We start from the raw sequence: 23114 nt of genomic DNA on the forward strand, positions 1-23114 counted from the left end.
CCCGACACCGCCAGCCCCCGTACTGACCACCGACCAACCGAAAGAGATTCACCATGGCCGTTCCCAAGCGCAAGCAGTCCCGTGCGAACACGCACGCCCGTCGTTCGCAGTGGAAGGCCACGCCGATCCAGCTCGTGAAGACGATCGAGAACGGTCAGGTCACCTACAGCCTTCCGCACCGCGCGAAGGTCGTCGAGGACTCGGCCGGCACCCCCCTGTACATGGAGTACAAGGGCCGCAAGGTCGCCGACGTCTGATCGGACCGTACGCATGACGACGACGTCCGGCACGACGGGGTCCCGCCCCGTGGGGCCGGACGTCGTCCGTCTGCAGGGACAGCTCGGGGTCGACATCGACCTCGAGCTGCTCCAGCTCGCCCTCACCCACCGCTCGTACGCGTACGAGCACGGGGGCATCAAGCACAACGAGCGCCTCGAGTTCCTCGGCGACTCGATCCTCGGCCAGGCCGTGACCGTGAAGCTCTACCGGTCCTTCCCCGACCTCGACGAGGGTGACCTCGCGAAGCGTCGCGCCAGCCTCGTGTCGACGGTGGCCCTGGCCGAGATCGCCCGGATGATCGGGCTCGGCCAGTACCTGCGCCTCGGCAAGGGCGAGGAACAGACCGGCGGCCGCGACAAGTCCTCGATCCTCGCGGACACGGTCGAGGCCGTGATCGGTGCGACCTACCTCTCCGCGGGCCCCGACCCGGCGACCGAGCTCGTGCTCCGCCTCGTCGAGCCGCTCATGATCGACCCGGACCGCTTCGGTGCCGCGATGGACCCGAAGACGAGCCTGCAGGAACTCGCGTCGAGCCGGTCCCTCGGCAATCCGGCCTACCGGGTGACCGAGACGGGCCCCGACCACGACAAGACCTTCAGCGCGACCGTCGTCCTGCAGGGCGAGGACATCGCCACGGGCACCGGCTCGAGCAAGAAGGCCGCCGAGATGGCCGCCGCACTCGACGCCTGGACCCGGTTGTCCGGCCGAGCGGCCTGACACCGGTGCCCGAACTCCCCGAGGTCGAGGTCGTCCGTGCCGGCCTCGAGCCCGCGGTCAGCGGCGCACGTGTCCTGCACGTCGACGTCGTGGACGACCGCGCGCTCACCCGGCACGACGGCCCCGCCGAGGACTTCGCCGACCGGCTGACGGGTCGCACCATCGCCGCCGCCGTCCGACGCGGCAAGTTCCTCTGGATGCCGCTGCAGCCCGAGCACGAGGGCGACCGCCCCGAGGCACTCGTCGCCCACCTCGGCATGAGCGGCCAGATCCTGCTCGGCCGCGGGCGCGACGTGGCGAAGCACCGCCGGATCCTCATCGACGTGCAACCCGCCGGGACCGACCGCGACGGTGTCCCCGAGCCACCGGTCGAGCTCGAGTTCGTCGACCAGCGGACGTTCGGCTCGATGGCGATCGACCCGATGGTCCCGACGATCGACGGCGCTCCGGCCGGCCACGGCGGACAGGTCGACCAAGTCGACCCTGACGCTGCTTGGCGACGGAGCATCCCGCAGCAGGTCTCGCACATCGCCCGCGACCCGCTCGACCCCGCGTTCGACGACGACCGGTTCACCGCGATGGCCCGGAAGCGCTCGAGCGGCATCAAGCGGGTCCTGCTCGACCAGGGCGTCGTGAGCGGCATCGGGAACATCTACGCGGACGAGTCGCTGTGGGCCGCGAAGCTGCACTACGACCGTCTGGCCGATCGCCTGACCCGCGCCGACCTGAGTGGGCTGCTGACCGAGGTCCGGAGCGTCCTCCGGCGTGCGCTCGAGGACGGCGGGACGAGCTTCGACGCCCAGTACGTCAACGTGAACGGGCAGTCGGGGTACTTCTCGCAGCGCCTCGCCGTCTACGGGCAGCAGGGCAAGCCGTGCCCCCGGTGCGGTGCGACGATCGTGCGCGAGGCCTTCATGAACCGGTCCAGCCACCGTTGCCCCGTGTGCCAACCCGTCCCGCGGGCGCGCAGGCGTTAGCCTGACGCCCAGCAGCACAGCCCAGCAGCGGCGCCGCCGCCGCGCGAGCGAGCACACCCGGAGACCGCCATGTACTTGAAGAGCCTCACCATCAAGGGGTTCAAGTCCTTCGCGCAGCCGACGACGTTCGCCTTCGAGCCGGGTGTCACGTGCATCGTCGGGCCGAACGGCTCCGGCAAGTCCAATGTCGTCGACGCCCTCGCCTGGGTGATGGGGGAGCAGGGGGCGAAGACCCTCCGCGGCGGCAAGATGGAGGACGTCATCTTCGCCGGCACCTCGACCCGCGGGCCGCTCGGTCGCGCGCAGGTGCTGCTGACCATCGACAACTCGGACGGGCTGCTGCCCATCGAGTACTCCGAGGTGACGATCGCCCGCACGCTGTTCCGCAACGGCGGTAGCGAGTACGCGATCAACGGTGAGAACTGCCGGCTCCTCGACGTCCAGGAGCTCCTGAGCGACACCGGCCTCGGGCGCGAGATGCACGTGATCGTCGGGCAGGGGCAGCTCGACAAGGTGCTGCACGCCACCCCGGAGGACCGCCGCGGCTTCATCGAGGAGGCAGCGGGGATCCTCAAGCACCGCCGTCGCAAGGAGAAGACCCTCCGCAAGCTCGACGCGATGCAGACGAACCTGACCCGCTTGTCGGACCTGGCCGGTGAGATCCGGCGGCAGCTGAAGCCCCTCGGGCGGCAGGCCGAGGTCGCACGCAAGGCCCAGTCGGTGGCCGCGGTCTTCCGCGACGCGAAGGCCCGCATCCTCGCCGACGACGTGGTGCGCCTGCGCCGCGAGCTGCACGACCACCAGGAGGTCGAGGCCGGCCGCAAGTCCGAGCGCATCGTCCTGACCGAACGACTCGACCAGACCCGGGTCCGCCAGCAGCACGTCGAGCAGAGCATGGTCGGCGACGACGTCGACCGCGCCCGCACCGTCGTGCACCGGCTCGAGAGCGTCCAGGAGCGGCTCCGCGGGCTGTCCAGCCTGGCGAACCAGCGACTGATGTTCCTGGCGCAGCAGGCCGATGCGCCGCAGCAGGGTCCCTCGATCACGCCCGAGCGGGTCGCCGGCGTCCGCGCCGAGGCCGATCGGCTGGCTGCCCGCGCCGACCAGATGCAGGGCGGTTCAGCGGAGACCGCTCGTGCGGTGCAGGCAGCGCGTGACGCCCTCGACGCCCTGGACGAACGCATCGCCGCGCAGGCAGCCCGGGTGTCGCAGCACGACCTCGAGGCACAGCGGCTCGCGAACGCGGTCGACGTCGCCCGGTCGAAGCGGCAGTCGACGGTGGCGGACCGGGAACGTCGGGAGCGCGCCCTCGCCGAGGCGGGAGAACGCGCCGAGCGTGCGGCCGCAGCACTCGCCGAACTCGGTACCGATCCGTCCGAGGGCGTCGACGAGGACGTGCTCGCCCGGACCCTCGAGACCGCGCGAGCTGCACTCGAACACGCGCAGTCCACCCGCGACGTGCACCGGGACCGTCTGCACGTCCTCGAACGCGAGCGGGACGCCCTCGACGCCCGGGTCGCGGCGCTCGGCATGTCGATCGACGTCCGCGACGGGTCGCAGGCCCTCATCGACGCCGGTCGCGCGGGCATCGTCGGTCGCCTGGCCGACAGCCTGACGGTGTCGCCCGGCTTCGAGGGAGCGATCGCGATCGCCCTCGACGGACTCGCCGACGCCGTGCTCGCCGACGACCGGTCGGTCGCGCTCGACGCCGTCGACCATGCCCGCTCCGCGGACATCGGTCGCATCGACGTGGTCGTCGCGAACGCAGGAACCGACGCAGGAACCGACGCAGGAGCAGGAACCCACACGACGCCCACGGACCTGCCCGACGTCCTGCCGTCCGGTGTCCGCCGCGCCCTCGACCTCGTGCAGGGACCGCCGGCCATCGCCGCGATCCTGCGGAACACCCTGATCGCGGACGCGCCGACGGGTGCAGAGGACCTCGACCTGGAGGCGGTGCTCGCGGCCGCCCCGCACGCGACCGTCGTCACGCGGTCCGGTGACCTCGTCCGCGCCGTCCGCGTCACCGGCGGCGGTGAGCGCGTGACCTCGCGGATCGAGCTCGTCGCGGAGCGCGACGACGCCGTGACGCGACGCGACGCCATCGCGACGGACGTCGAGGACGCCGCCACGGGCCTCCAGGCAGCACGCACCGCCGTCGAGGACGCACGCCGCCGGGCGGACGAAGCAGACGCTGCATCGCGTACGTACGCGAAGGCGACGGCCGAGTACGACCGGACCAGCGCGTCGACGCGCGCGAAGGCCGAGAACGCTGCCGCCGAGGTCGAACGCCTCCGGGCGGCCCTGGCCGAGACCGACGGCGCCGTCGAGTCGGTGGACGCTGCCCTGGCGGCGGCCGAGTCCGCGCACCGCGCCTTCACCGAGCAGGAGCGGCCGGTCGTCGACGCCTCGGAACGGCCGGGGCTGCAGGACGCCCTCGAAGCCGCGCGTGCCGCCGAGGTCGAGCAGCGCATCCAGGTGCAGACCGTCCGCGAGCGGGTGCGTGCCGAACGGCACCGGGCCGACCAGCTGGAACGCCAGCTCGAGGCCGAGCGGGCGGCGGCGGAGGAAGCCGCTCGTCGCGCGGTGATCCGCCGGGGCCAGATCGAGACCGCCGAACGCGTGCTCGCCGACCTGCCCGGTGTCCTCGGGGCCGTCGACCGCTCCCTCGCCGAGGCCCGCGTGCAGCTCGCGACCGAGGAGTCCGAGCGGTCGAAGCGGAACACCGAGCTCCAGACGATCCGGAACGAGGAGCGCGAGCTCCGCGACCGACTGCAGACCATCACCGACGGCGTGCACTCGCTCGAGATGGAAATCTACGAGAAGAAGCTGCACGTGTCGGGTGTCCTCGACCGGGCGCAGAGCGAGCTCGGGCTGACCGAGGCCGTGCTCGTCGCCGAGTACGGGCCGGACGTGCCGGTGCCGGTCGACGTGCTCGTCGACCCGCGCGTGCTCGCCCGGAAGCACCGCGAGGCGGAGCGCGCGGCGGCAGCGGCGGCAGCGGCGGCTGCCGCGTCGTCGTCGTCCGGGACGGTCGGCGAGCCCGACAGCAACGCGCCCAGCGCCGAGCCCGACAGCAACGCGCCCAGCGCCGAGCCCGACGGCGACGAGTCCGACGCCGACGCCCCGGACGCCGACTTCGACACGACGCCCGCCGACGACGCCGTTGCGCTCATCGACGCGGAGTCCACGCTCCCCGGCGGCCCCGCGCTGCCCGAGTTCGACGCCACCGACGAGGTCGACCTCGCCGACGTCGAGACCGTGCCGTACGTCCGCGCCGAGCAGGAGCGCCGCCTCAAGGCCGCCGAGCGCGACCTCGGCCAGCTCGGCAAGGTGAACCCGCTCGCACTCGAGGAGTTCCAGGCGCTCGAGCAGCGGCACGCGTTCCTCGCCGAGCAGCTCGAGGACCTGCAGAAGACCCGCACCGACCTGATGACGATCATCGACGAGCTCGACACGAAGATGCAGACGATCTTCGAGTCGGCGTTCAACGACACGAAGGAAGCCTTCGACGTCATCTTCCCGATCCTGTTCCCCGGCGGGTCGGGGTCCATCAACCTGACCGACCCGACCGACCTGCTCGGCACCGGGATCGACGTGCAGGTGAAGCCCGCCGGCAAGAAGATCGACCGCCTGACCCTGCTGTCCGGTGGCGAGCGGTCCCTGGCGGCCGTGGCGCTCCTCGTCGCGATCTTCACGGCACGGCCGTCGCCGTTCTACATCATGGACGAGGTCGAGGCGGCCCTCGACGACGCGAACCTCGGTCGGCTGCTGACCGTGTTCGAGCGGCTCCGCGAGTCCTCGCAGCTCATCGTCATCACGCACCAGAAGCGCACGATGGAGATCGCCGACGCCCTGTACGGGGTGTCGATGCGGCAGGACGGCGTGTCCGCGGTCGTCGGGCAGCGGGTGCAGAAGCGCGAGCCCGCCGAGGCGGTCGCGTAGCCGAGCCGAGCCAGAGCCGGAGCCGGAGCCGCTCGGCAGCTCACGCGCTCAGCGACACCTCACGCGCGTTCGGAGCCGTGAAGTGTCGCTCAGCCCGAAAGGTCGGGGGCAGGCCGGGCCGGGCCGGGGCGCGCGACGCGACCACGGACGGACGGGAGGCGCGGTGCCAGCTGGCACCGCGCCTCCCGTCCGTCAGGTGGTGACGGCTACTTCGCGTCGGCCTCCGCCGTCGTCGGCTCGCCCGTCGGGGTCAGGCCGCGCTCCTGGCGCTTCTTCGAGACGACCAGCGACGCGATCGTGGCGACCGTGATCGTCAGCAGGATGAAGCCCAGCGAGAACCAGATCGGGATCTCCGGCGCCCACTCGATGTGCTGTCCGCCGTTGATGAACGGCAGCTCGTTGACGTGCATCGCGTGGAAGACCAGCTTCACGCCGATGAAGGCGAGGATGACCGCGAGGCCCTGGCCCAGGTAGATGAGCTTCTCGAGCAGGCCGGCGATGAGGAAGTAGAGCTGGCGGAGCCCGAGCAGCGAGAACGCGTTCGCCGTGAACACGATGAAGGCGTCCTGCGTCAGGCCGAAGATCGCCGGGATCGAGTCGAGCGCGAACAGGACGTCGGTCAGGCCGATCGAGACCATGACGAGCAGCATCGGGGTGAAGAGGCGCTTGCCGTCGACGCGGGTGGTCAGGCGGTCGCCGTCGTAGTCCTTCGAGGTCGGGATGATGCGTCGCAGGATCCGGATGAGCCGGGAGTCACCCTCGGACGCGTCGTGCTCGTTGCCGCCCTTGACCTGCGACCAGGCGAGCCAGAACAGCAGTGCGCCGAAGAGGTAGAAGACCCACGAGAAGTTGTCGATGATGGCGACGCCGGCCGCGATGAACCCACCGCGGGCGATGAGGGCGATGGCGACACCGACCAGCAGGACCTTCTGCTGGAACGCCTTCGGCACCGCGAAGGTCGTCATGATGATGAGGAAGACGAAGAGGTTGTCGACGGACAACGCCTTCTCGGTGAGCCACCCGGCGAAGTACTCGCCGCCGGCTTGTCCGCCGCCGAACACCCAGACACCGACACCGAACAGGATCGCGAGGGCGATGTAGAAGGCCGACCAGAACGCGGATTCGCGGATCGTCGGCTCGTGGGGCGTGCGGACGTGCGAGTAGAAGTCGAAGACCAGCAGCGCCAAGATGCCTGCGATGGTCAGAAGCCAGACGAAGAGTGGGACGTCCACGGTGTTCCTTCAGGTAGAGGGCGCTGCCGCGAAAACGGGTGCGCCGAAGCCTGAAGGTCTCTTCCGCCGCGATCCACCCGACTGGGTGCTTCACGACCGACGCCCCGGGTCCAGGTCGTTCTGGGCCGTACTGACGGGGTCGCCGAGAGGGAATACTCCCCTTCGTGACCACGAGCCTACTGGGCCGCACCGGTCCGTGGTGCGCTCTAAGCTGGGAACATGGCGAGTACCTGGTCACTGTCCTCCCGGCTGCGCGGGCTGTTCCAGCGCAAGACGATCGACGAGACCACGTGGGATGACCTCGAGACGGCGCTCATCGGCGCCGACTTCGGGCCGGACATCTCCGAGGCGATCATCGAGGACCTGCACGCCCGGGTCGACCGGTACGGCACGACCGACCCCGCCGACCTCCAGCGGATGCTGCGCGAGGTGCTCGAGGAACGCCTGTCGAAGCTCGACACCACGCTCAAGCTCAGCGCGCGGCCTGCCGTCGTGCTCGTCGTCGGGGTCAACGGCGTCGGCAAGACCACCACGATCGGCAAGTTCGCCAAGTTCCTGAAGACGTACGACCGCACCGTGCTGGTCGGCGCGGCGGACACCTTCCGCGCCGCGGCGGTCGAGCAGGTCGCCACGTGGGCCGAGCGCGCCGGCGTCGACGTCGTCCGTCCGTCGCAGCCCGGGCAGGACCCGGCATCGGTGGCGTACCAGACCGTCGAGAAGGCGATCCGGGACAACACCGAGATCGTCGTCATCGACACCGCCGGCCGACTGCACACCAAGGCGGGCTTGATGGACGAGCTCACGAAGATCAAGCGCGTCGTCGAGAAGCAGACCGAGATCAGCGAGGTCCTGCTCGTCCTCGACGCCACCACCGGGCAGAACGGCCTCGCACAGGCGCAGGCGTTCATCGAGGGCGCCGGCGTCACGGGCCTCGTCATCACGAAGCTCGACGGCTCCGCGAAGGCCGGGTTCGTCCTGAGCGTGCAGGAGAAGACGGGCATCCCGATCAAGCTCATCGGTCAGGGCGAGGGCATCAACGACCTCACCGGTTTCACCCCGCACGTGTTCGTGCAGAACCTCGTCGGCTGATTCCGGGTAGCGTCCCTGTCGGCCCGGGCATCCGCTCGGTCTCGTTCCAGGGATAGGAGACCCTCATGCCCGCACTGCTGATCATCGCGATCATCGTCGGCCTCGTCCTGCTCTTCAGCGGCATCTTCGTCGGTGCACTGAAGTTCCTGCTGTGGGTGGGCATCGTGCTCATCATCCTGGCCGTCATCGGCTGGCTGCTCAGGAGCATCCGCGGTCGCGCCTAGCGACGCGGCGTCCGTGACGGACGCGTGCAACGGACGGGAGGCACGGTGCCAGCTGGCACCGTGCCTCCCGTCTGTCCGTGGTCGCGACCAGTGCCGCGAGGGCGACGGATCTCGTCGCGGACCCACGATCCTCTCCGCGAAAGCGACAGACTGCCGCGGACTGTCGGCGGAGACCTGTCGCTTTCGCGAGTCGGTGGACGACCTCAGACGGCCTGGCGACCCGGGGCGGCGTCGAGCAGGTGCGAGAGGTGCGCGGGAACGGAGCCGCCGCGCGCGACCGTCGCACGGGCCCACAGGCGCCCGGCGCGGTACGACGACCGGACGAGCGGTCCGGCGAGCACCCCGGCGAAGCCCATCTCCTCGGCGACCTCGCGCAGCGCGACGAACTCGTCCGGCGTCACCCAGCGCGCCACCGGCAGGTGCCGCGGCGACGGGCGCAGGTACTGCGTCAGCGTGATGATGTCCGTGCCGGCGTCGAACAGGCGCTGCAGGGCGTCCTCGATCTCGACGCGCTCCTCGCCCATGCCGAGGATGAGGTTCGACTTCGTGACGAGCCCGGCGTCGCGGCCCTGCGTGATGACGTCGAGGGAGCGCTCGAACGTGAACGCCGGACGGATGCGCTTGAAGATCCGCGGCACGGTCTCGACGTTGTGGGCGAAGACCTCGGGGCGGGCGTCGAACACCTGGCCGAGCTGGTCCGGGCGGCCGTTGAAGTCCGGCACCAGGATCTCGACGCCGGTGCCGGGGGAGTGCTCGTGGATCTGGCGGATGGTCTCGGCGTAGAGCCAGGAGCCGCCGTCGGGCAGGTCGTCGCGGGCGACGCCGGTCACGGTGGCGTACTTCAGGCCCATCGAGACGACCGAGTCGGCGACACGGCGGGGCTCGTCGCGGTCGAGCGGCTCGGGCTTGCCGGTGTCGATCTGGCAGAAGTCGCACCGGCGGGTGCACTGGGAGCCGCCGATCAGGAACGTGGCCTCGCGGTCCTCCCAGCACTCGAAGATGTTCGGGCAGCCGGCCTCCTGACAGACGGTGTGCAGCTGCTTGTCCTTGACCAGGGCGGACAGCTCGCGGAACTCCGGGCCCTGGGTGGCGCGGGTCTTGATCCACCCGGGCTTCGTCTCGATCGGGGTCTCGGCGTTGCGGGCCTCGACGCGGAGCATCCGGCGGCCTTCGGGGGCGAGGGTCATACGAGGGTCTCCTGTCGTGCGGGCGCGGTGCTGGTGGATGCAGTGCTGGTGGATGCGGTGCTGGTCGCTGCGGTGCTGATGTCCGCGGCGCTGCGTGCGTCGCTGCTGATCCGGTGGCCGGTGCGCATCCCGTACTCGGCGGCGCGGATGCGGTCGACGACGGTGGCGGCGAGGTCGTCGACCGTGACGGGCTCGCCAGCGGCGGCGCTCAGCGTGGTCACGCCGGCGTCGGCGATGCCACACGGCACGATCGCGGCGTAGGCGTCGAGCGCGTTGGCGCAGTTGATCGCGATGCCGTGGGTCGTCACGCCCTCGGCGACGTGCAGGCCGATGGCGCCGACCTTGGCGGGCGGCGTGCCCTCCGTTCCGCGGACCCAGGCGCCGCTCCTGCCGTCGACCCGCTCGGCGCGCACGCCCACGGAGGCCGCAGCGTCGACGATGACCTGCTCGAGGTCGCGCACCCACGCGACGACGTCGATCGGGTCGGCCAGCCGGACGATCGGGTACGCGACGAGCTGGCCGGGGCCGTGCCAGGTGATGCGTCCGCCGCGGTCGACCTCGACCACCGGCGCACCGTTCGTCGGGAGGTCGGAGGGCTCGGTTCGGCGCCCCGCGGTGTAGACGGACGGGTGCTCGCACAGCACGAGCGCCCCGGGGGAGCGGCCGGCGACGACGTCGGCGTGGAGATCCCGCTGCAGCGCGAGTCCCTCGGCGTAGTCGAGCAGCCCTTCGGGCCGCACGATCTCGAGTTCCGGCATGCGAGGGAGCCTACGACGCTTTCTGGACGGAGTACAACAACGTCGACGCGGCTCGTGTTCCGGGACCTGCCGGAGATGACCGGCGCGCTCCACCTCGCGATCACGATCCCGACGGGCACGTTCGACGCGGCTGCTGCGTGGGTCGCCCTGGTCGCGACGGTGCTGGTCGACGCCGACGGCCGTGACGAGTTCGACGGGCCGCCGAACTGGAACTCGCGATCGGTGTACTTCGAGGGGCCGGACCAGCAGCTGCTCGAGCTGATCGAGCGGCGCGACCTCGTCGCGTCCGCCTCAGCCGTCCCCGCACCCGCACCCGCTGGCGCCGTTCCGCTCGTCTCGGTCAGCGAGGTCGGCATCGCCGTCCCGCACGTGCTCGAGGCGGTCGAGTCGCTCCGCCGTGCCGGGTTCGAGGCGTACGCCAACCCGGCGGAGGAGGCCTTCGCGGCCGTCGGCGACGTCCACGGACTCGTCATCCTGGTCTCGCCGGAGCGGCGGTGGTTCCCGACCGGCGACCGCGAGCCCTCGACGGCGCCGGTGGTCGTCGACGTCGGCCTCGGTGCGGAGCTCGAACTCGCCCCTGGCGTGCTGCTGCGCTGAAGCGCGGCCGGTCAGCGCAGCCGGTCAGCGCAGCCGGTCGAGCTCGCCGATGAAGTACGCGTCTGCCCGCTCTCGGGCATCGCCCGACGTGTTCTCCGGGGGCAGGTCGTCGAAGGGCCGTGCGCGCTCGAGCTCATCGGCGACGAACCGGACGAGCAACTCGGGCGGCGTGCCCGACCCGAGCTCCCGGGTCCGTGCCTTCACCGCGATGAGGTCCGCGGTCGCCTGCCGGAGCGCATCGGACACCGTCGACTCGGCGAGCAGCGTCGGCAGGTCCATCGGTGGCATCGCGCTCTCCGGGTGGTCGAGCAGCCAGCGGAGCGACGCCGCGGTCCGGAGGACGTAGAAGAACCGCTTCAACGTGATCTCCCGCTCGTACTGCCGTGCGGCGACGTGCAGGTAGTGCCGCCCGATGCGCCCACGGTCCGCAACACTCGCGACGAACGCCAGCAGGCGGTCCCGGAACCCCTCGTCGCCCGAGTAGACGATGGGGGAGCGCAGCCACTCGCCGACCGTGGCGTTCCCGTTCACGGCCAGTCGCACGGTCTTCGCGAGGTCCCATCCGTTGACGTCGAACACCTTGTCGAGCGGGGTCTCGATGACGTCACGGCCGGGCCAGAGCGACAGGTAGTCGTCCGGACGCCGCAGGTACAGGAAACGGCAGTCGTAGTCGCTGTCCGGCGACGGGAACCCCCACGCGCGGCTGCCGCTCTCGATCGCCCAGGGGATCGTCACGCCGAGGTCGGTCTGCAGGCGGGCCAGCCGCCCGTCGATCTCGGCGACCACGGCGGGGTCGAGCTCGTCGGGGATCGCGCGCATGCATCGACGATACCGATCGCTGGACGCCGGATCAGGGAACCTGCTCGTCAACCAGTAGAATCGACGGATCATGGCGCAATTCGGTTCACTCTCCGATCGGCTGACCGAGACCTTCCGCAATCTGCGGAGCAAGGGTCGGCTGACTCCGTCCGACGTCGACGGCACCGTCCGCGAGATCCGGCGGGCGCTCCTCGACGCCGACGTCGCGCTCGAGGTCGTCAAGGCGTTCACCGCAGCAGTGCGCGAGCGCGCCCTCTCCGACGAGGTCAACCGTGCGCTGAACCCCGCGCAGCAGGTCGTCCAGATCGTCAACGAGGAACTCGTCGGCATCCTCGGCGGGCAGCAGCGACGCCTCGAGTTCGCGAAGAAGCCGCCGACGGTCATCATGCTCGCGGGTCTGCAGGGTGCCGGTAAGACCACCCTCGCCGGCAAGCTCGGCAAGTGGCTCAAGAAGGACGGCCACACCCCGATGCTCGTCGCGGCGGACCTCCAGCGTCCGAACGCCGTCCAGCAGCTGCAGGTCGTCGGCGAGCAGGCCGGCGTGCACGTGTTCGCTCCTGAGCCCGGCAACGGCGTCGGTGACCCGGTCAAGGTCGCCAAGAACGCCATCAAGGCCGCGGTCGACCAGCAGTACGACACCGTCATCGTGGACACCGCCGGTCGTCTCGGTGTCGATGCCGAGCTGATGAAGCAGGCCGCGAACATCCGCAAGGCCGTCGACCCCGACGAGGTCCTGTTCGTCATCGACGCGATGATCGGTCAGGACGCCGTCGTCACCGCCCGCGCGTTCCAGGAAGGCGTCGACTTCACCGGTGTCGTCCTGTCGAAGCTCGACGGCGACGCCCGCGGTGGTGCGGCCCTGTCGGTCGCCAGCGTCACCGGCCGCCCGATCATGTTCGCCTCCACCGGTGAGGGCCTCGACGACTTCGAGCCGTTCCACCCGGACCGCATGGCGAGCCGCATCCTCGACCTCGGCGACATCATGTCGCTCATCGAGCAGGCCCAGTCGGCCTTCGACGAGGACGAAGCCCGAGCGGTCGCCGAGAAGATCGCGTCCGACTCGTTCACCCTGAACGACTTCCTGCAGCAGATGCAGCAGCTCCGCAAGGCCGGCTCGATCAAGGGCATGCTCGGCATGCTGCCGGGCGCCAAGGGCATGCGCGAGGCGCTCGACAACTTCGACGAGCGTGAGATCGTCCGCACCGAGGCGATCATCCAGTCGATGACGCCGAAGGAGCGCGAACTCCCGAAGCTCCTGAACGGCTCGCGTCGTCTCCGCATCGCGAAGGGTGCCGGCTCCACCGTGACCGAGGTCAACGCCCTGGTGAACCGGTTCGAGCAGGCCGCGAAGATGATGAAGACCGTCGCCCGCGGTGGTGTGCCGCAGATGCCGGGCATGGGTCCGATCCCGGGCATGCACGGCGGCAAGAAGCAGCAGCAGGGCGGCAAGAAGAAGTCGAAGGTCGGCAACCCGGCCAAGCGCGCGGCGATCGCTGCCGGTACCGCTGCGGCGCCGCAGCAGGCGCCGAAGGGCTCCGGCCTCGGCCTCGGCGGTGCCGCCAAGGGCGGCAAGGCGCCGACCGAGGAAGAGCTCGCGAGCCTGCAGAAGTTCCTGGGGCGCTAGTCGCGACCCCCTGACGGACGGGAGGCCCGGTGCCAGCTGGCACCGGGCCACCCGTCCGTCTGTGCGCGCGTCCAGCGCGTCGCTCGCTACAGCGACTCGCGGAACTCCGTGACCAGGTGCCGGACGACCTCGCGGAGGTCGCCGTCGTGCTGCTGCGCGACCACGAGCTGCCGCTGGTACGAGGCGCCCTTCTCGATCATCGTGTCGAGGTGGTGCAGTTCGTCGAGGCAGCCGAGGCGTTCGGCCACCGGGTCGAGTCGCTGCACCAGGTCGTGGACCTCGTCGGTCACGAGCCGCTCGTCCCCGGCGGCGTTCGTGATGATCTCGGCTTCCATGCCGTAGCGGGCCGCGCGCCACTTGTTCTCGCGGATGAACCAGGGCTGCATCGTCGGCAGGGTCTCGCCGGCGTCGAGCCGGTCCGACATCGCGGTGACGAGGCACTGCACGAGCGCGGTGACGGCCCCGACCTCGTGCAGGGTGGAGATGCCGTCGGAGACGCGGTTCTCGAGCGTGCCCCACTTCGGTGACGGCCGGATGTCCCAGCGCAGGTCCTTGACGCCGTCGATGACGCCGGTGTGGGTGAGGTCGCTCACGACCTCCTCGAAGTTCGCCCAGGCGCCGAGCGCTGGCGGCAGCCCGCCGGTCGGCAGCTGCTGGAACATGAGCGCCCGGTTCGAGGCGTACCCGGTGTCGATGCCGGCCCAGAACGGGCTCGACGCGGTGAACGCCTGCAGGTGCGGGACGTACGCGAGCATCGCGCCGAGGATCGGCAGGGCCTTGTCGCGGTCGTCGATGCCGACGTGGACGTGGACGCCCCAGATGAGCATCTGGCGCCCCCACCAGCGGGTGCGGTCGATGAGGGTCGTGTAGTGCTCGCTGTCCGGGGTGATCTCCTGCTGGTCCCAGACCGCGAACGGATGCGTGCCGGAGCACATGACCTGGGCGTCGAGCGGTTCGGCCGCGTCGATGACCTCGCCGATGATCCCGGAGAGTTCGTCGGTCGCAGCACCCACGGTGCGGTGCACACTGGAGACGACCTCGACGGTGTTGGTCAGGAGTTCCTCGGTCACCCGTTCGTGATCACCGAGCCGTTCGTGCACGGCCGCGATCACGGCGGGGGCCCGGGGAGCGAGGTCGCCGGTCGCGCGGTCGACGAGCGGGAGTTCCCACTCGACGCCGATGGTCGACGGCCGTGACTCGGTGAAGCGGATGTCCATGCGACCATCCTGCCCGCCGCCTTGTCGGAAACGCACAAGGATCACCGCCGGGGGTCGTGCACCTCGTGTCCTCGGCAGTACCAGGTCGGTACTACCGTGGAGTTCGCTCATACGGAAGAAGGCACACATGCAGTTGGTCGTGCGCGGCACCTCCGCCCCGCTCGTCGGAGAGCTCGACATCCCGGTCTCGAAGTACCACGCCCACCGTGCGCTCGTGCTGGCGTCCCTGGCGAAGGGGACGAGCATCGTCTCCGGGATCAGCGCGACCCGCCAGGTCGAGTGGACCGTCGGCACGCTCCGGGCCCTCGGGGTCGACGTCAAGCGCCGGGGGAACGAGTACCACGTCACCGGACTCGGCGGCCGCTACGAGGCCACCGACGTCGTCGACCACGGCTCCCGTGGCGCCGACGGGATCCTCAACATGGGGTCCTCCGGCACCACGCTCTACTTCATGACCGGACTGGCATCCCTCGCGGACAAGCCGATGACGTTGTCCGGCATGAAGTACTTCCAGCGCCGGCCGATCAAGGCGCTCCTGACCTCGCTGACGCAGATGGGCGTCGAGCTCGAGGCGACGAACGACTGCCCGCCCGTGACGGTGCAGCCGAAGCGCCCCCGCGGCGGCGACGTCACCATCGCCGGCACCCTGTCGCAGTGGGTCTCCGGCCTGCTCCTCGTCGCGCCCTTCGCCGAGCAGGAGACCCGGATCCACATCACCGGCGGCCGCCTCAACGAGCAGCCGTACGTCGAGCTCACCGTGCGCATGATGCGGCAGTTCGGCCTGCGGGTCGAGGTCTCCGACGACTGGCTCGAGTACCGGATCCCGGCGAACCAGCAGGCCACCCCGCACGACTACGTCATCCCGCCGGACATCGGATCGGCGGCCTTCGGCATCGCCGCGGCCGGCATCCGCGAGTCGAACGTGCTGCTCCGCGGCATGACGGCGTTCACCACCGCCGAGACCGACCACCCGGAGAGCGAGTTCCTCGACCTCGCCACGGCGATGGGCGTGCCGATGCGGATCGACGAGGAGACCGGCTTCGTGCGCATCGAGCACGACGGCTCCCCGCTCCGCCCGCTCGACATCGACTGCCAGCCGATCCCCGACCTGCTGCCCGTCCTGTCCACGATGGCGACCTTCGCCGAGGGCACGACCCGGCTCTGGAACGTGGCGCACATCCGGCTCAAGGAGTCCGACCGGGTGGCGGCGATGCTCCAGCTCAACCGGATGGGCGGCCGCGCCGAACAGGGTGCGGACGAGCTGCGCGTCACCGGCGTCGGCGCCGAGGGGCTGCACGGTGCCCAGATGTCGTCGTTCAACGACCACCGCGTGCTCATGTCGCTCGCCGTCGCCGCTTCGAAGGCGAGGGGCACCTCGGGGCTGACCTACCCGCGGGCGTACCGGATCTCGTACCCGACGTTCCTCGAAGCGATGAACTCCGTCGGCCTGGACATGGAGGTCGGCGACGCGCTGGCCGCCCAGGTCGCACGGGACGACCGGATCGACGCGGCCGAGGCCGCTGCCGAGCGGACCGACCTCGGGACGACCGAGACGACCGCGCCGGACACCCGTGACCAGCACGAGCAGCCGCAGGCCGTGGCAGTGCCGGCCGCTGGCACCGCTGGTACCGCCGGCACGGCCACCACCACCGCCCTGCCCGAGCTCGCCGGCGTCGACGCCGACCCTCTCGTCCTGAGCGAGAAGGTCCGCGCGCTCTCGGTGAGTGACCCCGACGGCCTCGCGGTCATCGAGGTCGGTGGCGCCGCTCCGGTGAACACCACGTGGAAGGAACTGCAGGACGAGGCCGACAAGGTCTCCGCGCTCCTGCTCGAACTCGGCGTCCGCACCGGTGAGTCGGTGGCCATGCAGCTGCCGAACTGGCGCGAGTTCGTGTCCATCACGCTCGGCGCGATCCAGATCGGTGCCGTCGCGACCCCGATCATGCCGGTGTTCGGCCCCCGCGAGACGACGATGACCCTCGCCCGGTCGCGTGCCCGCGTCGTGTTCCTGCCGAACGTGTTCCGGAAGCGCCGCCCCGCGCTCGAGCTGCTCGACGTCATCGACGAGGCGCAGGCGCAGAAGCGTCGTCTCTCGGTTGAGCACGTCATCGTGCTCCGCTCCGAGGCACGCGGTCAGGCCGACTCCCCGACGAACCAGGCGCCGCTGCCCGCGGACGCCGCCGACCGGGTGGCCGCGAGCGACTGGAACTGGCGCTACTTCGACACGGCGCTGGAGTCGGTCCAGGTGGACGTCGACCAGATCACGTCGCACGCCCCGGGCCCGGACGACATCTGCCAGCTGCTCTTCACCTCCGGCACCACGGGGGAGCCGAAGGGTGTCCAGCACCCGCACCGCACGCTCGGCCTCGCCACCGCGATGCACGTCGCCCAGTCCGGGCTGACGAGCGCGGACCGGATCTACATCCCGTCGCCGCTCGCCCACCAGACCGGGTTCCTGTACGGCATGCTCCTGGCGTTCCGGCTCGGAGCACCGCAGGTCATCCAGCCGGTGTGGGACGGCACCGTGGCACTCGAGCAGGCATTCGGCGTCGCGGGGGCGTCGTTCGTGCAGTGCGCGACGCCGTTCCTGACCGACCTGGTCGACCTCGTCGAGGCCGGCGCAGCGCAGCCCGAGTCCCTGCGGATCTTCGTACCGACCGGTGCCGCCGTCCCGCGGGCGCTCGCCCAGCGCGCGGCGACGGTGCTCGGGACGGCGATCCTCGGCGCCTTCGGCACGAGCGAGACGTGCCTCGGTGCGCTGTCGAGCCCGACCGACGACCCGGCCGACGCGTACGGTCACGACGGCCGTGCCCTGCCCGGCATCCGGATCCGCATCGTCGACGACGCCGGCCACGAGCTGCCGGCCGGCACCGAGGGCAACTTCGAGCTGCACTCGGCGACGATGTTCGACGGGTACCTCGACCGACCGGACCTGACCGACGACGTGTTCACCGAGGACGGCTGGTACCGGACCGGCGACCTCGCGAAGGTCGACGAGAAGGGCTTCCTGTCGATCACCGGTCGCGTCAAGGACGTCATCAACCGCGGTGGTGAGAAGATCCCGGTCGTCGAGATCGAGAACCTGCTCTACCAGCACCCCCTCGTCACGGACGTCGCGATCGTCGCGATGCCCGACGCGCGGCTGGGGGAGCGGGCGTGCGCCTTCGTGGTCAGCGCCCGCGTCGGCGAGCCGCTCGACTTCGCCGGGATGCAGCAGTACCTCGACAACGCCGGCGTGAGCAAGTACTACTGGCCGGAGCGCCTCGAGTACATCGACGAGCTGCCCCGCAACGCGGTCGGCAAGGTCCAGAAGAACGTCCTGCGGGAGCAGGCAGCCGCGCTCGTCGCGACGAAGGAGAACGAGACACGATGACGATCAACGCCACCGACCAGGCGCTGGACGAGACCACGTTCCAGCAGCTCAAGGCCGAGGTCACCGAGTGGGTCCGCGGCCGCGGCGAGGAGTGGGCCGACGAGATCGAGCGCACCGGTCAGGTCGCGCCCGAGCTGTTCCAGGAGCTCAAGGACAAGGGGTGGCTGAGCCTCGCCGCCCCGACCGAGCTCGGCGGCCGGGACATCCCGTTCTCGCGCTACCTCGAGATCATGGAGATCATCTCCCGCTCGCATGCCTCCATCCGCATGCTCGTGCACGTCATCAACGGCACCTGGCGCGCGATGGCCCCGTACGCCACGCCGGAGCAGATCGAGCAGGTCGTCAAGCCGAGCGTCGCGGGCGACAAGCTCGTCGCGTTCACGCTGACCGAGGCGACCGCGGGCACCGGCGCGGACATCCGCACGACGGTCCGCCGCGAGGGCGACACCTACGTGATGAACGGTGAGAAGCACCTCATCACGTTCGGCGTGAAGGCCGACTACTGGCTCATCGCCGCTCGCCTCGAGGGCACCACCGGCCAGGACGGCACCGTCGCGTTCCTGATGCCGAACAGCGGCCTGCCGGGCGCCGAGGTGATCGACGACTCGGACACCATGGGCATCCGCGGCACCGACCACGCGATCCTGCGCTTCACCGACGTGCCGGTGCCCGCCAGCGCGCTGCTCGGCGCCGAGGGCCAGGGCCTCGAAGTCGCACTCGGCGGCTTCCTGCTGCCGAGCCGGGTGTCCGTCGCGATGAGCGCCGTCGGCCTCGCCGAGCGCGCGAACGAGCTCGCCGTCGAGTACGCGAACAAGCGCGAGACGTTCGGCAAGCAGCTCTCCAGCCGGCAGGCGATCCAGTTCTACCTGGCCGAGAACTATGCCGACATCGCCGCGGCCCGCGCCCTGGTGCTCGAGGCCGCCCGCGCCTACGAAGCGGGCCGCCCGGACGCCGGCACGCTCTCCAGCGCCTCGAAGATGGTCGCCGTCGACATGCTCGCCCGCGTCACCGACAAGGCCCTGCAGGTGCACGGTGGCCAGGGCTACTGGAAGCGCAACGCGATCGAGCGCGTGTACCGCGACGCGCGCGCGCAGCGCTTCGAGGAGGGCACCAACGAGATCCAGAAGCTGGTCGTCGGCCGCGCCGTCGTCACCGGCAAGGCCGGGTTCTAGACCACAACCAACCACCGGACAGGAGGCGCGGTGCGGGCCCGCCACGCGCCTCCCGTCCTTCCCCACGCACCTAGAGGACCGCAGTGACCGACAGCACCAACGCACCCATCGCACTCAGCTCGCCCATCGCACTGATCACCGGCGCTTCGCGCGGCATCGGCCGCCTGCTCGCGCAGAAGCTCGGCCAGCGCGGCGTGACCGTCGTGGTCACGTACAAGGGCAACGCCGACCTGGCCGAGGAATCGCTGGCCGACGTCAAGGCCGCCGGCGGCGACGGCATCACCGCGCAGGTCGACATCGAGCAGCCGGAGTCGATCGACGCCCTGTTCGACCTGGTGCGGGACACCTACGGGCGCCTCGACTACTTCGTCGCGAACGCCGCCGCGAGCGCGTTCAAGCCGGTCGCCGACCTCAAGCTGCACCACCTGGACCGCAGCTACGCGACCAACGCCCGCTCGTTCGTGCTCGGCGCCCAGCGTGCCGCCGAGCTCATGGACAACGGTGGGCGCATCGTCGTCGTGACCTCGTACGGGTCGCTCCGCGCGTTCCCGACGTACGCCGCGCTCGGTGCCGCCAAGGCCATGAGCGAGTCGTACATGAAGTACATGGCGGTCGAGTTCGGCCCGCGCCAGATCACGGTGAACGCGGTCAACGGCGGGCTCATCGACACCGACTCGCTCGAGTACTTCTACACGAAGGTCCCCGGCCAGGCGCCGATCGAGACCGTCTACGAGAAGCTGCCGCTGCAGCGTCCGGGCACGGCCGACGACATGGCCGACGCGGTGGACTTCCTGCTCTCCGACAAGGCGTCGTACATCACGGGCCAGGTGCTGTCGGTGGACGGCGGGCTGACCGTCATCGCGCCGCCGTACTGGGCGGACACGACCTCACCGCTGCGCGACGCGGTGCTGCCCGCGGCAGAATAGGCGCATGAGCAGCGTCGCTTCCGCCCCCGTCGTGCCGGACTCCCTGCGGACGGTCGCGTCGCCGTGGACGCTCGGCCCGCTGACCATGCCGAACCGGGTGGTCATGGGGTCGATGCACACCGGACTCGAGGTGCACGACGACGGCGGGGCCGGGATGGCGGCGTTCTACCGTGAGCGTGCCGCCGGCGGTGCCGCGTGCATCATCACCGGCGGCATCGCCGTGAACGACGAGGCCCGCGGTGGTCCCGACTTCGCCGTCTTCGGCGTCGGGGGAGCGGACGAGCGCTTCCGTGCTGCGGTCGACGCCGTGCACGAGTCGGGTTCGGTGATCCTCGCGCAGCTCTTCCACGCCGGCCGGTACGCGCTCGCGTCGGGAATGGTCGACCGGCACGGGGACCCCCAGCGCGTCGTGGCACCGTCGGCACTGCCGTGGGCCGCGGCCCGTGGCGTGGTGCCGACGGCCTTGACCGCTGCCGAGATCGAACGCACCATCGAGGACTTCGCCGATGCGGCCCGGTCCGCGCGCGACATCGGTTTCGACGGCGTCGAGATCATGGCGTCCGAGGGCTACCTCATCAACCAGTTCCAGTCGCCGCTGACGAACCTGCGTGACGACGAGTGGGGCGGTTCGCCGGAGCGTCGGCGGCGCTTCACGGTGTCGGTCGTCGAGGCCGTCCGGAGAGCGGTACCCGACCTGGCCGTGACCATCCGGCTCTCCGGCGCCGACCTGATGCCCGGCTCGTCGACCGAGGACGACGTCGACGCCCTGGTGCACGACCTGCTGCCGCTCGGGCTCGACGGGATCTCGGTCGGCATCGGCTGGCACGAGTCCCGCACCCCGACCGTGCAGGCCGCGGTGCCGCACGGTGCCTGGCTCGCCTACGCCGCACGGATCGCGGGGGTCGTGCGGGCGTCGCAGTACCCGGACGTCCGGGTGATCGCCTCGAACCGGATGACCGACCTGCGCGACGGCGAAGCGGTGCTGCAGGACGGGCTCATCGACGCCGTCGCCCTGGCCCGGCCCTTCCTGGCGGACCCCGCGCTCGTGTCCCGCTCGCTGGAGGGCGCGTTCGCCCTCGTGAACACCTGCATCGGCTGCAACCAGGCGTGCCTCGACCGGTCGATCATCGGCGCGCCGGTGTCGTGCCTCGTGAACCCCCGTGCCGCTCGGGAGGTCGCGTTCCCCGCACGCCCGACCGCGGACCCGAAGCGCGTCGACGTCGTCGGTGGCGGGCCGGCCGGACTCGCCGCCGCGGTGGACGCCGCCCGCCGAGGCCACGACGTGACCGTCTGGGAAGCATCCGACCGACTCGGCGGCCAGTTCGGCCTCGCCGCGCTCGTCCCGGGCAAAGAGGACTACGCCGCCACGGTGCGGTCCGCCCGCGCTGAGCTCGAGGAGCGGGGCGCCACGATCCACCTCGGTCGCCCGGCCACCGCCGACGACCTCGCCGGCAGCGACGCCGTCGTGCTCGCCGCCGGGGTGGTCCCGCGGAGCATCGACGTCCCCGGCAGCGACCTGCCGCACGTGCGCTCGTACGAGCGAGCGCTCCGCGAAGGGGTCCCCGAGGGCACCGTCGCGATCATCGGCGGCGGCGGCATCGGCGTCGACACCGCGGCCTTCCTGACCGAGTCGCCCGACGAGTCGGTCCGGGCCACCGAGTTCGCGGCGCGTTGGGACCTCGACGTCTCCGAGGAGCTCGTCGGCGACGTGCCCCAGCGGCTCCCCGCGGCGGCGCGCACGATCCGACCCGGGTCCCAGGTCACCGTGCTCCGGAGATCGGGCAAGTTCGGTCAGGGTGTCGGCATCACCTCGCGCTGGGTCGCGATCGGGCGGCTCCGCGACGCCGGGGTGCGCATGGTCGGCGGTGTGCAGGAGTACCTGCGCATCGAGCCCGGGCTGCTCTGGATCCGCGACGAGCACGGCGAGGAGCGCGCGGTCCCGGCGGACACCGTCGTGGTCTGCGCTGGGCAGGAGCGCGCGATCGACGCGGAAGGTGACGCGCCTGACGGACTCGTGGCGGGCCTCCAGGCTGCCGGCGTGCCGTTCGCGGTCGTCGGTGGCGCACGCGACGCACGGAGCGTGGACGCGGTCCGCGCGACCTCCGAGGCACTCGAAGCCGTCCGACGACTCGCGCCGTAGCGCGTCGGCTCGCATCACGGCCGGGAATCTGTAAGAATGAACGGTCGAATCGCCGCAGCTCGACCCTCTATCCAGCTGTGAGCGATCTCTCTCGAGCTTTCACCGTGTGTGCCCCCACGCCCGCGGTTCCAGTTCAACCACAACGTAAGCAAACAGGAGCAATTGTGGCTGTCAAGATCCGTCTGAAGCGTCTCGGTAAGATCCGTGCGCCCTACTACCGCATCGTCGTCGCCGACTCGCGCACCAAGCGCGATGGTCGTGTCCTCGAGGAGATCGGTCAGTACCACCCGACCGAGGAGCCCTCGGTCATCAAGATCGAGTCCGAGCGTGCGCTCTACTGGCTCGGCGTCGGCGCGCAGCCGACCGAGCAGGTCGCGGCCCTCCTCAAGCTGACCGGCGACTGGGCCAAGTTCAAGGGCGAGAAGGACACCGCGTCCAAGGTCAAGGTCGCCGAGCCGAAGCAGGCCTTCGTCGCCGACACCTCGAAGAAGGCCGTCCTCAAGCCGAAGTCGGAGAAGACGGCTCCGGCCGCCCCGGCTGCGGACGAGACCGCTGACGCCGCCGAGACGACCGAGGCGTAATTCCTTGCTCGAATCCGCGCTGACGCACCTCGTCAAGGGGATCGTCGATCACCCTGACGACGTGCGCGTCGCCAGCTCCACCTCTCCACGTGGCGAGGTCCTCGAGGTGCGCGTGCACCCCGAGGACCTCGGCCGCGTGATCGGACGCGCCGGGCGGACCGCCAAGGCGCTCCGCACCCTCGTCTCGGCCCTGGCCGACGGCAAGCGGGTGCGGGTCGACGTGGTCGACACCGATTCCTAGGGAGACGACCCAGCTC

19 protein-coding genes are annotated in these 23114 nt (G+C 70.8%); 14 read left to right on the top strand and 5 right to left on the bottom strand.

Annotated features, from left to right (window positions below; all coding sequences use genetic code 11):
- The first annotated feature begins 53 nt into the window (after window positions 1-53).
- The 4 genes from rpmF (at window position 54) to EDF19_RS16865 (ending at window position 5918) form a co-directional block, all read left to right on the top strand.
- On the top strand, window positions 54-257 hold the full coding sequence (rpmF, locus tag EDF19_RS16850) for a 50S ribosomal protein L32 (protein WP_017888273.1): 204 nt from the start codon (window positions 54-56) through the stop codon (window positions 255-257).
- A 13-nt stretch (window positions 258-270) separates the two neighbouring features.
- Window positions 271-996, top strand: coding sequence for a ribonuclease III (gene rnc / locus EDF19_RS16855; protein WP_260217256.1), 726 nt, complete (start codon window positions 271-273; stop codon window positions 994-996).
- Window positions 997-1001: 5 nt separating this feature from the next.
- Window positions 1002-1973 (top strand): bifunctional DNA-formamidopyrimidine glycosylase/DNA-(apurinic or apyrimidinic site) lyase, encoded by a 972-nt coding sequence (gene mutM, locus EDF19_RS16860; protein WP_123682026.1) that lies wholly within the window; start codon window positions 1002-1004, stop codon window positions 1971-1973.
- A gap of 69 nt (window positions 1974-2042) precedes the next feature.
- Window positions 2043-5918: an AAA family ATPase gene (locus EDF19_RS16865; protein WP_123682027.1), complete on the top strand. Its 3876-nt coding sequence runs from the start codon at window positions 2043-2045 to the stop codon at window positions 5916-5918.
- Window positions 5919-6124: 206 nt separating this feature from the next.
- On the opposite strand, the gene EDF19_RS16870 is transcribed toward EDF19_RS16865, so the two are convergent.
- On the bottom strand, window positions 6125-7150 hold the full coding sequence (locus EDF19_RS16870; RefSeq protein WP_123682028.1) for a TerC/Alx family metal homeostasis membrane protein: 1026 nt from the start codon (window positions 7148-7150) through the stop codon (window positions 6125-6127).
- Window positions 7151-7369: 219 nt separating this feature from the next.
- On the opposite strand from EDF19_RS16870, the gene ftsY reads away from it, so the two are divergent.
- Window positions 7370-8239: a signal recognition particle-docking protein FtsY gene (ftsY, locus tag EDF19_RS16875; RefSeq protein WP_123682029.1), complete on the top strand. Its 870-nt coding sequence runs from the start codon at window positions 7370-7372 to the stop codon at window positions 8237-8239.
- Window positions 8240-8304: 65 nt separating this feature from the next.
- Window positions 8305-8463 carry a DUF4175 domain-containing protein gene (locus EDF19_RS18865; RefSeq protein ID WP_139199230.1) on the top strand — a complete coding sequence of 53 codons (159 nt, stop codon included), beginning with the start codon at window positions 8305-8307 and terminating at the stop codon, window positions 8461-8463.
- A 203-nt stretch (window positions 8464-8666) separates the two neighbouring features.
- Here the strand turns inward: EDF19_RS18865 and lipA are convergent, their stop codons facing one another.
- Both lipA and lipB read right to left on the bottom strand, forming a co-directional pair.
- Window positions 8667-9650: a lipoyl synthase gene (gene lipA / locus EDF19_RS16880; RefSeq protein ID WP_123682030.1), complete on the bottom strand. Its 984-nt coding sequence runs from the start codon at window positions 9648-9650 to the stop codon at window positions 8667-8669.
- On the bottom strand, window positions 9647-10408 hold the full coding sequence (gene lipB / locus EDF19_RS16885; protein WP_123682031.1) for a lipoyl(octanoyl) transferase LipB: 762 nt from the start codon (window positions 10406-10408) through the stop codon (window positions 9647-9649). Before lipB ends, lipA begins: the two co-directional genes overlap by 4 nt.
- Before the next feature lie 75 nt (window positions 10409-10483).
- Here lipB and EDF19_RS16890 point away from each other — a divergent pair, with 75 nt between their 5' ends.
- Window positions 10484-11005: a hypothetical protein gene (locus EDF19_RS16890; RefSeq protein ID WP_148071139.1), complete on the top strand. Its 522-nt coding sequence runs from the start codon at window positions 10484-10486 to the stop codon at window positions 11003-11005.
- A gap of 24 nt (window positions 11006-11029) precedes the next feature.
- Here the strand turns inward: EDF19_RS16890 and EDF19_RS16895 are convergent, their stop codons facing one another.
- Complete coding sequence (locus tag EDF19_RS16895) at window positions 11030-11824, bottom strand: nucleotidyltransferase domain-containing protein (protein ID WP_123682033.1); 795 nt, start codon at window positions 11822-11824, stop codon at window positions 11030-11032.
- 70 nt (window positions 11825-11894) lie between these two features.
- On the opposite strand from EDF19_RS16895, the gene ffh reads away from it, so the two are divergent.
- Window positions 11895-13448, top strand: coding sequence for a signal recognition particle protein (gene ffh / locus EDF19_RS16900; protein ID WP_123294804.1), 1554 nt, complete (start codon window positions 11895-11897; stop codon window positions 13446-13448).
- Window positions 13449-13534: 86 nt separating this feature from the next.
- On the opposite strand, the gene EDF19_RS16905 is transcribed toward ffh, so the two are convergent.
- Window positions 13535-14665 (bottom strand): glutamate--cysteine ligase, encoded by a 1131-nt coding sequence (locus EDF19_RS16905; RefSeq protein WP_123682034.1) that lies wholly within the window; start codon window positions 14663-14665, stop codon window positions 13535-13537.
- Between the two features lie 127 nt (window positions 14666-14792).
- On the opposite strand from EDF19_RS16905, the gene aroA reads away from it, so the two are divergent.
- The 6 genes from aroA to EDF19_RS16935 all read left to right on the top strand — a co-directional run bounded on the left by aroA (window position 14793) and on the right by EDF19_RS16935 (window position 23098).
- Window positions 14793-18038 (top strand): 3-phosphoshikimate 1-carboxyvinyltransferase, encoded by a 3246-nt coding sequence (aroA, locus tag EDF19_RS16910; RefSeq protein WP_123682035.1) that lies wholly within the window; start codon window positions 14793-14795, stop codon window positions 18036-18038.
- On the top strand, window positions 18035-19210 hold the full coding sequence (locus tag EDF19_RS16915; RefSeq protein ID WP_123682036.1) for an acyl-CoA dehydrogenase family protein: 1176 nt from the start codon (window positions 18035-18037) through the stop codon (window positions 19208-19210). Before aroA ends, EDF19_RS16915 begins: the two co-directional genes overlap by 4 nt.
- A gap of 83 nt (window positions 19211-19293) precedes the next feature.
- The gene (locus EDF19_RS16920; RefSeq protein WP_123682037.1) at window positions 19294-20136 is read left to right on the top strand and encodes an SDR family oxidoreductase; all 843 of its coding nucleotides are present in this window, start codon (window positions 19294-19296) and stop codon (window positions 20134-20136) included.
- A 4-nt stretch (window positions 20137-20140) separates the two neighbouring features.
- The gene (locus tag EDF19_RS16925) at window positions 20141-22276 is read left to right on the top strand and encodes an FAD-dependent oxidoreductase (protein WP_123682038.1); all 2136 of its coding nucleotides are present in this window, start codon (window positions 20141-20143) and stop codon (window positions 22274-22276) included.
- Window positions 22277-22440: 164 nt separating this feature from the next.
- A complete protein-coding gene (gene rpsP / locus EDF19_RS16930) occupies window positions 22441-22857 on the top strand; it encodes a 30S ribosomal protein S16 (protein WP_123682039.1) in 417 nt (138 codons plus the stop codon).
- A 4-nt stretch (window positions 22858-22861) separates the two neighbouring features.
- The gene (locus tag EDF19_RS16935) at window positions 22862-23098 is read left to right on the top strand and encodes an RNA-binding protein (protein WP_111086067.1); all 237 of its coding nucleotides are present in this window, start codon (window positions 22862-22864) and stop codon (window positions 23096-23098) included.
- Window positions 23099-23114 lie beyond the last annotated feature (16 nt).

The sequence above is a fragment of the Curtobacterium sp. PhB115 genome (assembly GCF_003752025.1).
In the GTDB taxonomy this organism is placed as follows: domain Bacteria; phylum Actinomycetota; class Actinomycetes; order Actinomycetales; family Microbacteriaceae; genus Curtobacterium.

What these genes read in the sequence shown, in the direction of transcription:
- rnc (WP_260217256.1), top strand. Translation starts at nt 271, where the DNA reads ATGACGACGACGTCCGGCACGACGGGGTCCCGCCCCGTGGGGCCGGAC.
- EDF19_RS16925 (WP_123682038.1), top strand. Translation starts at nt 20,141, where the DNA reads ATGAGCAGCGTCGCTTCCGCCCCCGTCGTGCCGGACTCCCTGCGGACG.
- EDF19_RS16865 (WP_123682027.1), top strand. Translation starts at nt 2,043, where the DNA reads ATGTACTTGAAGAGCCTCACCATCAAGGGGTTCAAGTCCTTCGCGCAG.
- ftsY (WP_123682029.1), top strand. Translation starts at nt 7,370, where the DNA reads ATGGCGAGTACCTGGTCACTGTCCTCCCGGCTGCGCGGGCTGTTCCAG.
- EDF19_RS18865 (WP_139199230.1), top strand. Translation starts at nt 8,305, where the DNA reads ATGCCCGCACTGCTGATCATCGCGATCATCGTCGGCCTCGTCCTGCTC.
- lipB (WP_123682031.1), bottom strand. Translation starts at nt 10,408, where the DNA reads ATGCCGGAACTCGAGATCGTGCGGCCCGAAGGGCTGCTCGACTACGCC.
- EDF19_RS16890 (WP_148071139.1), top strand. Translation starts at nt 10,484, where the DNA reads ATGACCGGCGCGCTCCACCTCGCGATCACGATCCCGACGGGCACGTTC.
- ffh (WP_123294804.1), top strand. Translation starts at nt 11,895, where the DNA reads ATGGCGCAATTCGGTTCACTCTCCGATCGGCTGACCGAGACCTTCCGC.
- lipA (WP_123682030.1), bottom strand. Translation starts at nt 9,650, where the DNA reads ATGACCCTCGCCCCCGAAGGCCGCCGGATGCTCCGCGTCGAGGCCCGC.
- rpmF (WP_017888273.1), top strand. Translation starts at nt 54, where the DNA reads ATGGCCGTTCCCAAGCGCAAGCAGTCCCGTGCGAACACGCACGCCCGT.
- EDF19_RS16905 (WP_123682034.1), bottom strand. Translation starts at nt 14,665, where the DNA reads ATGGACATCCGCTTCACCGAGTCACGGCCGTCGACCATCGGCGTCGAG.
- EDF19_RS16895 (WP_123682033.1), bottom strand. Translation starts at nt 11,824, where the DNA reads ATGCGCGCGATCCCCGACGAGCTCGACCCCGCCGTGGTCGCCGAGATC.
- aroA (WP_123682035.1), top strand. Translation starts at nt 14,793, where the DNA reads ATGCAGTTGGTCGTGCGCGGCACCTCCGCCCCGCTCGTCGGAGAGCTC.
- EDF19_RS16915 (WP_123682036.1), top strand. Translation starts at nt 18,035, where the DNA reads ATGACGATCAACGCCACCGACCAGGCGCTGGACGAGACCACGTTCCAG.